At 44.1% G+C, this 14,868-nt stretch carries 11 protein-coding genes; all 11 read left to right on the top strand.

The window, feature by feature from the left end; all coding sequences use genetic code 11:
* On the top strand, positions 1 to 1,171 hold a 1,171-nt coding region (locus ABWY16_RS15725), incomplete at its 5' end, for a RagB/SusD family nutrient uptake outer membrane protein (protein ID WP_353905602.1).
* Between the two features lie 56 nt (positions 1,172 to 1,227).
* Positions 1,228 to 2,712 (top strand): glycoside hydrolase family 28 protein, encoded by a 1,485-nt coding sequence (locus tag ABWY16_RS15730; protein ID WP_353905603.1) that lies wholly within the window; start codon positions 1,228 to 1,230, stop codon positions 2,710 to 2,712.
* A gap of 40 nt (positions 2,713 to 2,752) precedes the next feature.
* Complete coding sequence (locus tag ABWY16_RS15735) at positions 2,753 to 4,690, top strand: glycoside hydrolase family 88 protein (protein WP_353905604.1); 1,938 nt, start codon at positions 2,753 to 2,755, stop codon at positions 4,688 to 4,690.
* A gap of 115 nt (positions 4,691 to 4,805) precedes the next feature.
* On the top strand, positions 4,806 to 6,326 hold the full coding sequence (locus tag ABWY16_RS15740; RefSeq protein ID WP_353905605.1) for a tagaturonate reductase: 1,521 nt from the start codon (positions 4,806 to 4,808) through the stop codon (positions 6,324 to 6,326).
* A gap of 8 nt (positions 6,327 to 6,334) precedes the next feature.
* Positions 6,335 to 7,987, top strand: coding sequence for a UxaA family hydrolase (locus ABWY16_RS15745; protein WP_353905606.1), 1,653 nt, complete (start codon positions 6,335 to 6,337; stop codon positions 7,985 to 7,987).
* 11 nt (positions 7,988 to 7,998) lie between these two features.
* Positions 7,999 to 9,399 carry a glucuronate isomerase gene (gene uxaC, locus ABWY16_RS15750; RefSeq protein WP_353905607.1) on the top strand — a complete coding sequence of 467 codons (1,401 nt, stop codon included), beginning with the start codon at positions 7,999 to 8,001 and terminating at the stop codon, positions 9,397 to 9,399.
* A complete protein-coding gene (locus ABWY16_RS15755) occupies positions 9,400 to 10,422 on the top strand; it encodes a PfkB family carbohydrate kinase (protein ID WP_353905608.1) in 1,023 nt (340 codons plus the stop codon).
* Positions 10,412 to 11,077, top strand: coding sequence for a bifunctional 4-hydroxy-2-oxoglutarate aldolase/2-dehydro-3-deoxy-phosphogluconate aldolase (locus ABWY16_RS15760; RefSeq protein ID WP_353905609.1), 666 nt, complete (start codon positions 10,412 to 10,414; stop codon positions 11,075 to 11,077). The genes ABWY16_RS15755 and ABWY16_RS15760 overlap by 11 nt, the downstream gene beginning before the upstream one ends.
* A 48-nt stretch (positions 11,078 to 11,125) precedes the next feature.
* On the top strand, positions 11,126 to 12,493 hold the full coding sequence (locus ABWY16_RS15765; RefSeq protein ID WP_353905610.1) for an MFS transporter: 1,368 nt from the start codon (positions 11,126 to 11,128) through the stop codon (positions 12,491 to 12,493).
* 217 nt (positions 12,494 to 12,710) lie between these two features.
* Positions 12,711 to 14,333: an NADP-dependent glyceraldehyde-3-phosphate dehydrogenase gene (locus ABWY16_RS15770; RefSeq protein WP_353905611.1), complete on the top strand. Its 1,623-nt coding sequence runs from the start codon at positions 12,711 to 12,713 to the stop codon at positions 14,331 to 14,333.
* A 114-nt stretch (positions 14,334 to 14,447) separates the two neighbouring features.
* Positions 14,448 to 14,759 carry a hypothetical protein gene (locus ABWY16_RS15775; RefSeq protein WP_353905612.1) on the top strand — a complete coding sequence of 104 codons (312 nt, stop codon included), beginning with the start codon at positions 14,448 to 14,450 and terminating at the stop codon, positions 14,757 to 14,759.
* Positions 14,760 to 14,868 lie beyond the last annotated feature (109 nt).

Raw genomic sequence — 14,868 nt, forward strand, 5'->3', positions numbered from 1 at the left:
TGTGCACTTTACGCTGCAGGAAACCCAGGGGGTAATCACCACAGCCAACAAAACTCCGGTTGAAACTTTCAACAAGCAGATAATTGACGATTTACTGTTCGCCGTGGCAAACCTTCCGGTAACTACCGCTGATTATGGAAGGGTAACCAAACCTGCAGCCCAGGCTTTTCTGGCCAGGATGTATCTGACGCAGAAGAAAAATGCAGAGGCCAGAGATATGGCTTTGGCAGTCATCAACGGAGGCTACGGCTTTACCTTACTGCCAGCCTACGCTGATCTGTGGAAAATGTCCAATCTTAAAAACAAAGAAGTGGTTTATGCAGTAAACTATTCTGCAAACCTCATTCAGAACGATTTAAAAGATGATATATTGAACCCGCTGGGACACAGCCGCGGAAGTAATAACGGGCACCTGATGTTTGCCATGAAATATGACGATCAGCCGGCCATGATCAGGGATATTCTGAACGGCAGGCCCTTTGACCGCTACATGCCAACACGTTTCCTGCTGGATCTCTATAGCGCAAACGATTCAAGATACGATGGTTCATTCAAAACTGTATGGCTTGCCAACAGTACAATACGTCCCACTGGAATGAAACTGGGTGATACAGCTATCCTGGCCAGTAAGGCAGTGGTGCCGGCGACAGGTAAACTTTACAAGATTTACGACAGGAATGCGGTCTACAATGCAAACGGTTCTGTAAAAGACCAGCTGCACTATGTAACGCTGAGCAAGTTTGATGATCCTACAAGAACAAGCATCAATGAAGCGCAGAGCGCAAGAGATGTTTTTGTGATCCGTTTTGCTGAATTGTACCTGATTGCTGCCGAGGCAGAATTCAATCTGGGAAATACTGCGGCTGCAGCTACCTACCTGAATGTTATCAGGACGCGCGCCGCAAAAGCAGGCACGGCGGCCAGCATGCAGGTAACAGCTGCACAGGTTACGCTCGACTTCATCCTGGATGAACGGGCGCGTGAGTTTGCAGGGGAGCAGATCAGGTGGTTCGACCTGAAAAGGTCAGGCAAACTGCTGGACCGTGTAAGAACGGATAATCCAAATGCAACTGCCATCCAGGATTTCAACCTGGTAAGGCCCATTCCAAGATCACAGGTAGATGCCGTAACGAACAAAGATGAGTTCAAACAGAACCCAGGGTATCAATAATGCTACTCATGAGGAGGCATATTCTGCCTCCTCATTCTTATATTTAACGATCAAATATGAACAAATTGAACTTTTTACGCCAAACTGTGTTTTCTGCGCTGGTGCTGGTGTCTGCATCGCAGGCCATTGCCCAGGTTAAACCCTTCTCTTTTAGCCATCTGCCGGAGGTAAAAGAAACTAAATTCAAAAAAGATACCATCCGCATTACTTCCTTCGGAGCAAAAAATGACGGAATCACCCTGAATACAAAAAGTATCAACGATGCCATCGCCGCCTGCAATAAAAAAGGTGGTGGGGTAGTGGTAATTCCTGCGGGGCTCTGGTTAACCGGCCCTGTTGTGCTGCTGAGCAATGTGAACCTGCACTTGCAGAAGAATGCATTGCTTCAGTTTACCAAGGATTTCTCTCAGTATAAACTTGTAAAAGGCGACTGGGAAGGAATCCCCCAGATGAGAAATCAATCGCCTGTTTCGGCTGACAATGCGGAAAATATCGCGATCACAGGTTCCGGGATTATTGACGGAAACGGGGATGCCTGGCGAATGGTCAAAAAAGATAAACTCACCGAAAGCCAGTGGAACAAATTGGTAGCATCGGGAGGAACAGTCATAGCAGAGAAAAAGATGTGGTACCCTTCAGAACAATCAGCGAAAGGTTCACTTTTAAAAAATGCAGGGGCAATTGCACCAGAGAAAACGCCTGAATTTTATGCTTCGGTAAAAGACTTTTTAAGACCAAACCTTGTGGTGCTGAACAACTGTAAACGCGTTTTACTCGAAGGGGTTACCTTTCAAAACTCACCGGCATGGAATCTTCACCCACTATTATGCGAAGACCTGATTGTCAGAAATGTATATGCAAAAAATCCATGGTATGCTGCAAACGGTGACGGAATTGATATCGAATCGTGTAAAAACGTTCTGGTTGAAGGCAGCACTTTTGATGTGGGAGATGATGGGATATGTATTAAATCCGGTCGTGATGCAGAAGGGCGCAAACGCGGACTGCCAACTAAAAATGTGATTATCCGCAACAGCACTGTCTATCACGCCCACGGTGGAGTGGTGATTGGCAGCGAAATGTCTGGCGGCGCAAACAATATCTTTATTTACGACTGCTCATTTATCGGTACTGACATCGGCCTGCGTTTTAAAACTACACGCGGTCGCGGTGGTGTGGTAGAAGCAATATATGCTAAGGATATAGTAATGAAAGATATCGTGGGAGAAGCGATCCTTTTTGATATGTATTATGCTGCGCAGGATCCGATTGCACTCAAAGGTGAAAAACGGGATGCACCAAAAGTGGTAAAATATCCGGTTACCGAAGAAACTCCTATATTTAGGGATTTCCATATCAGCAATGTAATTTGCGATGGTGCAGGGAAGGCTGTATTTATCAGGGGACTGCCTGAAATGAACATAAGCGATATTTTCCTGGAAAATCTTACCATCCAGGCCAATGAAGGTGTGGAAATCCAGGAAGCTAAAAATGTACAGCAGAACAATGTACGTGTGGTACTTACCGGTAATAAGAAATAGAATTCTTGTCAGCTATTGATTGAAAGTAATATAAAAACAGATGAAATTATCTTTGAACTTTACAGCAGCTTGTCTTGTGACAACTTTTGCGGGCACAATGAATATTGCCCAGGCGCAGACCCTCCCATTATCCGAACAAATGGCAGGCACAGTAATGGATATCTGGAAAGACTCGCTGTCTATAAGCGGTAATCCGGTTAAATGGTCTTACGATCAGGGGGTAATCCTCGAAGGTATCAATGCCATCTGGCTACGCACCGGCAATGCTGATTACTTCAGATATATGCAGAAAAGCATGGACCACTTCGTAACCGAGGAGGGTAATATCAGAACTTATACCAAGGACTCGCACAATATAGATAATATTAAGAACGGCCGTTCCCTGCTAACTTTATATAAGGTAACTGGACTGAAAAAATACTTTAACGCCTCAACAATACTATGGGAACAGCTAAAGACACAGCCCCGCACAAAAGAAGGTGGTTTCTGGCATAAGAAAATCTATCCGAACCAGATGTGGCTTGATGGCCTGTATATGGGAGAACCTTTTTATGCAGAATATGCCGCGTTGATACAGGATGATAAAGCCTTTGATGATATAGCCAACCAGTTTATCTTCATGGAAAATCACTCCAGAGATCCAAAAACTGGTTTGATGTACCATGGCTGGGACGAATCCAAAGAGCAAAAATGGGCTGATCCAAAGACCGGTACTTCTCCGCATTTCTGGGGCAGGGCAATGGGCTGGTATGCGATGGCACTCGTGGATGTGCTGGACAATTTTCCTGAAAACCATCCAAAAAGAAAAGAGTTGCTGGCAATTTTAGCGCGCGTAGCAAAGGCAGCCAAAGACTATCAGGATCCCAAATCTGGAGTATGGTATGATATCCTCAATTTACCGGACAGAAAAGGCAATTATTTGGAATCTTCTGCTTCAGCTATGTTTGTGTATGCTTTGCAAAAGGGTGTAAGACAAGGGTATTTACCGGCGACATACTCCTCAGTGGCAAAAAAGGGATATGCGGGAATTCAAAAAGAGTTTGTGGAACAGCGTAGTGCCGGAAAGATCAACCTGAAAGGAACGGTTAGCGTTTCTGGTTTGGGTGGTACACCGTACAGGGATGGTTCTTTCGAATATTATATGCGGGAGAAGGTGATCACCAATGATGGTAAAGGTGTGGGAGCGTTCCTGCTGGCAGCCAATGAAATGGAACTTGCCGCGATCCCTAAAAAAGGAATGGGCAAAACGGTAATGCTTGATTATTTTTTCAACAGCGAAACCAAAAAAGATCAGAGCGGCCACGACATCCAGTGGCATTACAAATGGGAAGAGATGAGCAACGGGGGATATTCCATTTGGGGCGAAATCTTCAAACAAAGAGGTTTCAGGCTGAAAAGCTTACCTGAAGCACCTACGGCGGCAAATCTGAAGAACGCCTCAGTGTATATTATTGCAGATCCTGATATTGTAAAGGAAAACCCTAAGCCTAATTTCATAGGAGCGGAACATATTACAGCGATCACGAACTGGGTAAAAGCAGGAGGGGTACTGGTGATCATGGCCAACGATACCGGAAATGTGGAACTGGACCATTTGAATGAACTGACCTCAAAATTTGGCATCACCTTTAATAAAGACAGCAAAAACAGGGTCACCGGCAGTAAATTTGAAATGGGCAGCATCATGATCCCTGCTTCAAATGCGATCTTTAAAAATACAAAACAGATTTATGTGAAAGAGTATAGCACGATAGCTTTAAAGGCTCCCGCAAAATCAGCTCTGCAGGACAAGGAAGGAAATGCAGTAATGGCCGTTGCAAGATTGGGCAAAGGGACAGTTTACGCAATTGGAGATCCATGGTTGTACGATGAATATACCGATGGAAGAAAAATCCCTGCCGAATACCAGAACTTTAGTGCTGCCAGCGACCTGACCAACTGGATCGCAGATCAGCTACCTGCAGTTAACAAAAAATAGAAAATGTGTATTTTCATAGTTACGATAACGATTGCGTAGATAAATGATGGTTTTTTAAAGCCATTATTTCTATTTAATCGTTAGAATTGCTGTTAAGCAAATATTGATCTGTTACATGATACTATCTAAAGAAAATTTAAAAAATATAGATACCTCCAGGGTTGTTGTTCCTGCTGAAGCATTATTCAGCCTTCCCGAAAAAGTACTGCAGTTTGGAACCGGCGTCTTGCTCCGCGGACTTCCTGATTATTTTGTAGACAAAGCCAACAGGCAGGGCATTTTTAATGGCCGCATTGTCATCGTAAAATCTACCGGAAATGGTGATACTGCCGATTTTGATAACCAGGACAGCCTCTACACAATTGGCGTACGCGGGATTGAAGACGGAAAAAATGTAAATGAAAATATTGTTTCCTCGGCAATTTCCAGAGTGATCTCAGCTGAGAAGGATTGGGCAGCTATTCTTGAGCTGGCTAAAAGCCCTGATTTGAAAATCGTAGTTTCCAATACAACGGAAGTGGGCATTCAATTGCTGAACGAACCAGTAACGGGTAACCCGCCGGCTTCTTTTCCCGGCAAATTATTGTCGGCACTCTACGAAAGATACAAGGCGCTGGGCAATACCCCGGATGCAGGCCTGGTAATCATCGCAACGGAACTGATCCCCGAAAACGGAAAGAAACTGGAAGCTATAGTTTACGAACTTGCTGCATACAATAAACTTGAAGATGAGTTTATCAGCTGGTCTAAAACCAACAATATTTTCTGTAATTCACTGGTAGACCGGATTGTTCCGGGAAAACCTGATGCTGCTAAACTTGCAGAACTGGAAAATGAACTCGGTTACGAAGATCAGTTGCTGATCCTCGCAGAACCTTACCGCCTATGGGCTGTGGAAGGAAACGAGAAAGTGGCTGATACGCTGAGTTTCATGGCAGCCGACAAAGGGCTGATCGTTAAACCCGATATCGAGATCTACCGCGAACTGAAAGTACGTTTGCTCAATGGTACACATACTTTAACTTCAGGTATTGCCTGCCTGGCAGGCATTGATACAGTGAAAAATGGAATGGACAATACTGAGGTCCTCAACTTTGTGAGACAGGTAATGCGTAAGGAAATCGCCCCGGCTATTCCTTATCAGGTTTCGCTCGATGAAGCGCTCGTGTTTTCTGATACGGTGATCGACCGTTTCGCAAATCCGCATATCAAACACCTTTGGCTCAGCATTACCATGCAGTATGCCATGAAGATGAAAATCCGGGTATTGCCGGTATTGTTTAACTACCATACGCTTTTCAATACAATACCGCCTTTCATCACCTTCGGCTTTGCCGCTTTTCTGCATTTTATGCGGTCTTCCAAACAGGAAGGCGGAAAGTATTATGGCGCATTCAATGGAACCGAATATGTGATCAACGATGACAGTGCAGCTTATTTTTATCAGAAAACGTCTGAACTGAACGAAGCGGATTTTGTAGAAGGAGTATTGAATGATACCGAATTCTGGGGAGCCGATCTGACTGAGATTCCCGGTTTTATTGAAGTGGTTGAAAATGATTACGACACTATCCTTGAAAAAGGAATTACGGCTGCTTTAGAGGGTTTAAACCTGAAACTAAAAGCTGTTAAATAGCACAACACATGGAAAAGAAAGTATTAAAGGTCCACCCGAAAGATAATGTTCTGGTGGCCCTTGTAGATTTGGCTGAAGGTGAAGCTATCCTGTATGGCGATCAGGTATACATCTTAAAAGATCATGTCAAAGCGAAACATAAATTTGTTACGCAGGATTTAAGAACGGATGACCAGGTGATCATGTACGGCGTACTTGTAGGTAAGGCCAAATTGCCAGTGCCAAAAGGAGCGGTGCTCACAACAGCTAATCTGAAGCATGCAGCTACAGGTTTTCATACTGGGGAACACCATATGGACTGGCATGTACCGGATGTGTCTGCCTGGAAAGATAAAACTTTTAATGGTTTTCACCGTACGGACGGACAGGTTGGAACGGCAAATCACTGGCTGGTGATCCCAATGGTCTTCTGCGAAAACCGGAACCTGGATGTGATCCAGGAAGCATTGCTCAATAACCTGGGTTACGGCAGGAATGAAAATTACCAGGCCCAGGCGAAGGAACTCATGGCGCTTTACGAAAAAGGAGCCAGTGTAGAAGAGATCCTCAACGCACAGACCAGCTATACTGAAAAAGCAGAACCGAAAAACAGGATGTTCCCGAATGTTGACGGTATAAAATTCCTCACCCATAACGGGGGTTGTGGCGGTATACGCCAGGATTCGCAAACTTTATGCGGACTGCTGGCAGGATATATTACCCATCCGAATGTGGCCGGTGCTACTGTACTCAGCTTAGGCTGCCAGAATGCACAGGTAAGTATCCTGATGGAAGAGATTGAGAAGAGAAGCCCGGCATTTGATAAACCTTTGTATATCCTTGACCAGCAGAAAACCGGAACAGAAGCAGATCTGCTTTCTGATGCAATCAAACAAACTTTTGCAGGTCTGATCCAGGCAAATGCAAATGTGCGCCAGCCTGCACCCCTAAGTAAATTGTGTATTGGTTTGGAATGTGGCGGATCAGATGGTTTTTCTGGCCTGTCAGCGAATCCTGCCATCGGTTATACTTCTGATCTGCTGGTAGCTTTGGGCGGATCTGTGATCCTGGCTGAATTTCCTGAACTTTGCGGAGTTGAACAAAATATTATCGACCGTTGTGTAGACCCTGCGGATGCAACGCGTTTTGCTGAACTGATCAAAACTTATAGCGACAGGGCTACAGAAGCTGGTTCCGGCTTTGATATGAACCCCTCTCCGGGAAATATCAAGGACGGCCTGATTACTGACGCCATCAAATCTGCCGGTGCTGCAAAAAAAGGCGGTACATCACCTGTGGTAAATGTGCTTGACTATCCTGAAAAGGTGACTAAGCCCGGATTGAATCTGCTGTGTACGCCAGGCAATGATGTAGAATCTACAACAGCTGAGGTTGGCTCAGGCGCAAATATTGTGCTTTTCACTACAGGCCTGGGAACGCCAACCGGAAACCCGATCGCACCTGTAGTCAAAATATCAACTAATACCGTATTGTATAATAAAATGAATGATATCATCGATCTGGATACTGGCTCGATCATCGCTGGTGAAGAAACCATCGAAGAGGCCGGGGCAAGGATCCTGAATTATGTAATTGATGTAGCAAGCGGAAATACAACGGTAAGTGCAGTACGACATATCCAGGATGACTTTATCCCATGGAAACGCGGCATCTCACTGTAAAATACTATAACATGAAACCATTTTTAGACGAAAACTTCCTTTTAGAAAGTCAAACTGCGCAGGAGCTGTATCACCAGTTTGCAAAAGATATGCCCATCATTGACTACCATTGCCATCTTCCGCCGGATCAGATTGCTGAGGATAAAAACTTTGAGAACCTTACCCAGGTTTGGTTGTATGGCGATCATTACAAATGGCGGGCAATGCGCGCTAATGGTGTTGATGAAGCGTATATCACCGGAAATAAAAGCGACTGGGAGAAATTTGAGAAATGGGCTGAAACGGTGCCCTATACGCTCCGCAACCCATTATACCATTGGACACACCTGGAATTACAAAGATACTTTGATATCTATGATATCCTTTCACCTGCTACTGCAAGAAAAATCTATGACGAGTGTACTGCCAAACTGCAGACACCGGAATACTCTGTACGCAGCCTGCTGAAAAAGATGAACGTAGTAACTGTAGCTACGACAGATGATCCATGTGATGACCTTGCACATCATCAAAAAATCAAAGCTGATGGTTTCGATGTAAAAATCCGTCCCGCATTCCGTCCGGATAAAGCGATGAACGCGGACGATCTGATTGCACTGAACGCTTATATCGCCAAACTTGAAAAAGTCAATGGCGCTGAAATCAAAACTTACAGGGAATATCTGGCTGCACTGAAACGCAGACATGATTATTTTGCTGAAAATGGTTGTGTACTTTCTGATCATGGATTGGAACAATTGTACGCCGAAAATTATACTGAAGATGAGGTAGAAGCCATCTTTTTAAAAATTGGGGCTGGAGATACGCTGACCAAAACTGAAATTCTTCAGTTTAAATCGGCTATGCTGCATGTATTCGCTGTTTGGGACCATGAAAAGAACTGGGTACAGCAATACCATATCGGCGCACTGAGAGATAACAACACCAGGATGCTCAAAAATCTGGGGCCGGATACAGGACTGGATTCTATTGGTGATTTTTCACAAGGGGCTGCACTGTCGAAATTCATGAACAGGCTTGATACCGGTAATCAACTGGCCAAGACGATTATTTACAACCTGAACCCTGCGGATAATGAGCTGATTGCTACAATGATAGGTAATTTCAATGACGGTACCATTGCAGGCAAAATACAGTATGGCTCGGCCTGGTGGTTCCTTGACCAGAAAGAAGGCATGATCAAACAAATCAATGCTTTATCAAATATGGGATTGCTCAGCCGCTTTGTAGGCATGCTGACGGATTCAAGAAGTTTCCTTTCTTTCCCGAGACACGAATATTTTAGAAGAATATTGTGTAATTTATTAGGAGAAGATATTGAAAATGGTGAACTTCCCAACGACATAGCCTGGGTAGGTAAGATTGTACAGGACATATGTTATAATAATGCAAAATCCTATTTCAATTTCTAAATGATGAGTAAAGTTTTAAGTTTCGGCGAACTGCTGTTAAGGATTTGTCCTGATTCGGCAGGAAGCTGGCTGGAGGAGAATAGTTTTCCAGTTTATGTGGGCGGGGCTGAAGCAAATGTTGCTGCAGCACTGGCACTGTGGGAAGTTCCTTCAGCATATATGTCGGCCATTCCGGATAATTTTATTGCCAGGCAGCTGGTAGGTTACCTGGATGAATTGAATATTGATACCAGCCCAATCCAGTATTCTGGCGAGCGCATCGGTCTTTATTTCCTGGATAAGGGAAAAGACCTGAAGAATGCTGGCGTTATCTACGACCGTAAATACTCTTCCTTTTCTGAACTGGAAGTAAATACTATAGACTGGGATAAAGTTTTTGAAGGAGTAAGCTGGTTTCACTTCAGCGCAATCTGTCCTGCCATCAATCAGTCTGTTGCCAATGTCTGTGAAGAAGCACTCAAAGCAGCTTCTGCAAAAGGAATTACAATTTCAATCGACCTGAATTACCGGGCTAAGCTCTGGAAATATGGAAAAGAGCCTGTAGAAGTGCTTCCTGCACTTGTTCAATACTGCGACCTGGTAATGGGAAATGTGTGGGCAGCCGAAAAAATGCTCGGTATCCCTGTTTCTGAAACGCTTGTTGAAGAGCATGATAAAAGTGCTTACCTGCAGCAATCGCAGGTCAGTTCAAAGGCAATACTAGATCAGTTTCCAAAATGTAAACATGTAGCCAATACTTTTCGTTTTGATCATGGTTCAGGTATTCAATATTATACTACCTTGTACACGCAGGATGAACTGTATATCTCTACTGAATATGTAGCTGAGCAGATTGCAGGAAAAGTAGGCAGTGGTGACTGCTTTATGGCGGGCCTGATTTACGGGTTCTATAAGGGACAGAAACCACAGGAGATTGTGGATTTTGCTACCTCGGCAGCTTTTGCCAAATTATTTACAGAGAGTGATTTTAATACAACAAAGATACAAGATATAAAAAGCGTAGTAGAGCAGTATGAAAACTAAGGAAGAGACGTTAAAGGTGATTACGGAACAGGCATTGCTGCCTTTGTTCTATTATGATGATGCAGAAGTAAGTTTGGAAATTGTACGTACAATATACCGTGCAGGTGTCCGCGTAATTGAATATACTAACAGAGGGCCCGCTGCCCTGGAGAATTTTAAGGTCCTCATCGAAGCTGCAAAGACCGAAATGCCGGATTTACATGTAGGTATAGGGACTATTAAGAATACAAAACAAGCAGCTGAATTTATTGAAGCAGGTGCACACTTCATTGTTTGTCCTGTAGTTGACCTCGAAATAGGTAAGCTGGTACATGATGCCGGGCTGCTATGGATCCCGGGATGTTTCTCACCCACAGAAATTAACCTGGCTTCGCAAAACGGAGCTGGACTGATTAAGCTGTTTCCTGCAAACCTGCTGGGACCTGCATTTATGTCTTCCATCAAAGACCTGTTTCCCGGACAATTGTTTATCCCGACGGGTGGCGTAGAAATTGAAGCTGCAAATATCAGTGCATGGTTTAAATCAGGCGTTTGTGGAGTTGGAATGGGCAGTAAGCTGATTAGCAAAGAAGTATTGGCAGATAAAGATTACGATACCTTATATACACTAACTGAAAAAACATTCAAAATCATTAGTGAGACAAGGCTGAGTTAAGGATTTAACCCAGCCCCAATCTTGAGAACCTCAAACCAAATATAGACGATGAAAGAAGCTAAAATGAGCAATTACCGCTGGACGATCTGTGCGTTATTGTTTTTTGCCACTACTGTCAACTACTTAGACCGACAAGTATTGAGTCTCCTGCACCCAACGCTCGAGAAAGAATTTAACTGGACAAACAGTGATTACGCGAACATTACATCCGTGTTTCAGTTTGTATATGCGATATCCATGCTCTTTGCAGGCCGGGTCGTAGATAAACTGGGCACAAAATGGGGTTATGCTATTTCACTGATCGTATGGTCGATAGGTGCAGTAATGCATGCCCTGGCTATCCCTATCGGTGAGGGGTTATCATCTATGCTCAGCTGGGCAGGACTGGGATTAATTCCTGTTTCTGTGCTGGGTTTCAGTGTGGCACGGGCCGTTCTGGGAATAGGCGAATCTGGTAATTTTCCGGCAGCGATCAAAGCTACTGCTGAGTATTTTCCCAAAAAAGAGCGTTCTTTCGCTACAGGAATTTTTAACTCGGGTGCCAACATAGGGGCAGTACTCGCGCCGCTGACGGTCCCTTGGATTGCTGCAAAATGGGGTTGGGAAAGTGCTTTCATCATCGTTGGTGCTGTTGGCCTGATCTGGCTGGGATTCTGGTTCTTTTTCTATGATAAACCTGAGAATCAAAAAAATATTACACAGTCTGAACTGGACTACATCAATAGCGACAAGCTGCATGACGATGGCATTGTAGAAGTAGAAGATGCTGAAAAAGTTTCCTGGGTGAAACTGCTGGGTTATAAACAAACCTGGGCCTTTGTTTTTGGTAAATTCATGACCGATGGTGTATGGTGGTTTTTCCTGTTCTGGCTCCCTTCATACCTGAAAGTACAGTATGCGATGGAAGGTACGGCAATCATGCTACCACTAACTATTCTATACAGCATGACTATGATCGGTAGTGTAGGCGGAGGTTGGTTCCCGGTTTACTACATGAAAAAAGGACTGGCTCCATATGATGCAAGGATGAAAGCAATGTTTATCATTGCGTTATTTCCATTATTGGTATTACTGGCACAGCCTCTAGGGCATATCACTTTCTGGATCCCGGTTCTTTTGATTGGTATAGGCGCTTCGGCACACCAGGCCTGGTCTGCAAACATCTTCACTACTGTCTCTGACATGTTTCCTAAAAAGACTATTGGTACGGTGATCGGTATTGGTGGTATGGCTGGTGGTATAGGCGGTGTAACGATTTCCAAGCTGGGCGGGGCTCTTTTCGATCATTACAAATCACTTGGACATACTCAGACTGGTTATACAATTATGTTTGCTATCTGTGCTGTTGCATACCTTATTGCCTGGCTGGTAATGAAATCGCTGGTTCCTAAATACCGTCCGATAACTGATCTGTAAGAGCATTCAGTTCAAAACGAAGCGCTTGTCTTAAAATAATAATGAGGCCGGTCATTTGATAAAATCCTGCAGCCTTAAAACAGCTTTGGAGGATACCATCAAATGACCGGCCTTTATTGTTTCTAATTTATTAAGATTATAATAAGTCTTATAATTTTCTGAAAACCCAGGCTATAATTATTATCTTCATCTATTCTTAATTTAATTCAGTTTTCTTATGTCTGTAATAGATTTAACCTCAATTTTTGTTGAAGAAAAGCAAATTCCTGAGCAGTACAGATTAGTGGAGGAAGTAAACCAGCGTGAATATTTAAGCAACGGCGAATTGATTCCATGGGACGGTGAGGTACATACTGTGCTTTCTCCTGTCTGTACCCAAACTGCGGAAGGACTGAAACGTAAAGTGATTGGTACTTATCCGCTTTGTACGGAGAAGGAAAGTTTTGAAGCACTGGATGCTGCAGTAGCAGCTTACGACAATGGGCGAGGCGAATGGCCTACCATGAGTGTCTCAGACCGTATTGATTGCGTAGCGCTCTTTACCGAGAAGATGATCACCAAAAAAGATGAAGTAGTGAAATTGCTGATGTGGGAGATTGGAAAGTCCTACGCAGATTCAGTAAAGGAGTTTGACCGTACAGTTGAGTACATTCATGCTACTATCGATGCCCTGAAGGATCTGGACAGACGATCTGCACAGTTTAGCATAGAACAGGGTATTGTAGCTCAGATCAGGCGTTCGCCTCTGGGCGTGGTTCTGTGTATGGGCCCTTTCAATTACCCACTGAATGAAACTTTTACAACGCTGATTCCCGCGCTGATCATGGGGAATACACTGCTGTTTAAACCACCTAAACATGGAACTTTACTGCATTATCCATTGTTGGATGCATTCAGAAGCTGTTTTCCAAAAGGTGTAGTCAATACGATATATGGACGCGGCAATAAGATTATCCCAGGCCTGATGAAATCCGGTAAAATCAATGTACTTACGCTGATTGGTTCCAGTAAGGTGGCGGATGAACTGAAGAAACTTCATCCTAAAGTGAACCGTTTACGCGCAGTATTGGGTCTGGATGCAAAGAACGCCGCTATTATCACCGCTCATGCAGATCTTAAGCTGGCTGTACAGGAAACTTTGCTGGGCTCGCTGTCGTTTAATGGCCAGCGCTGTACGGCATTGAAGATTGTTTTTGTTCACCGGAGCCTGGTGGATGAATTCCTGACCCTGTTTGCTGAGGCAGTTGCGAAGCTGAAATACGGTATGCCATGGGAGGATGGTGTGTCTTTAACACCTTTGCCTGAACCACATAAACCTGCGTACCTCAAGGGATGTATAGATGATGCTATTGCTCAGGGTGCAAGTGTTGTGAATGAAAATGGCGGGCTAACCAATGAGTCTTTTGTTTACCCGGCGATTGTTTATCCAGTGGCTAAGGGGATGAAGTTATGGGAAGAGGAACAGTTTGGTCCGGTTATTCCTGTAGCGGCTTTTGATGATCTGGAAGAAACTATTCAGTACCTGATCGATTCTACACACGGGCAGCAGGTGAGTGTTTTTAGTAATAATGATGATGAGCTTGCTGCATTAATTGATCCGCTGGTAAACCTGCTGAGCAGGGTGAATATCAATTGCCAGTGTCAGCGCGGACCAGATGTTTTTCCTTTTACCGGAAGGAAGGATTCTGCGGAGGGTACACTTTCTGTTGTGGATGCGATCAGGTCTTTCTCGATCCGTTCTTTGGTTGCGACGAAACTTACTAAGACCAATAAGGATTTGCTTGATGCTATTTTGGAAGATAAGACTAGTAACTTTTTATCCAATAAGTTCCTTTTTTAGGAAATAAAATAAATGCTGAAATTCTTTCGATGCTGCCTGCTGCGGAAGGGCACCAGAAGGCATCGAAAAAATTTCAGCATTTATTTTGAATACCTTAGGGTTCACCCACCATGCATGGTGCAGAAGCATGGTGCAGAAAGCATGGTGCAGAAAGTATGGTGCAGGAAGCATGGTACAGAATGCATGGTGCAGAAGCAAGGTGCAGAAAGCATGGTGCAGAATGCAAAGTGCAGAATGCAAAGTGCAGAATGCAAAGTGCAGAAAGCATGGTGCAGAATGCATGGTGCAGAAAGCATGGTGCAGAAAGCATGGTGCAGAATGCAAAGTGCAGAAAGCAAGGTGCACAAAAACAAGGAGCATAAGCAAGGTACAGCAATGCAAGGTGCAGAAAGCATGGTGCAAAGAGCAGAACTGTTATTCCATTAAACGTTTTTCAAGGATAATGGCACTTTGGACCTTTCTCTTTTTTGAGTTATTAAGAATCACGTTATAGTTACCCAGGAAGCCAGTACCGATGATATTGTGCGGTACGGCG

This window comes from Pedobacter sp. (assembly GCF_040513095.1).
Lineage (GTDB): Bacteria > Bacteroidota > Bacteroidia > Sphingobacteriales > Sphingobacteriaceae > Pedobacter.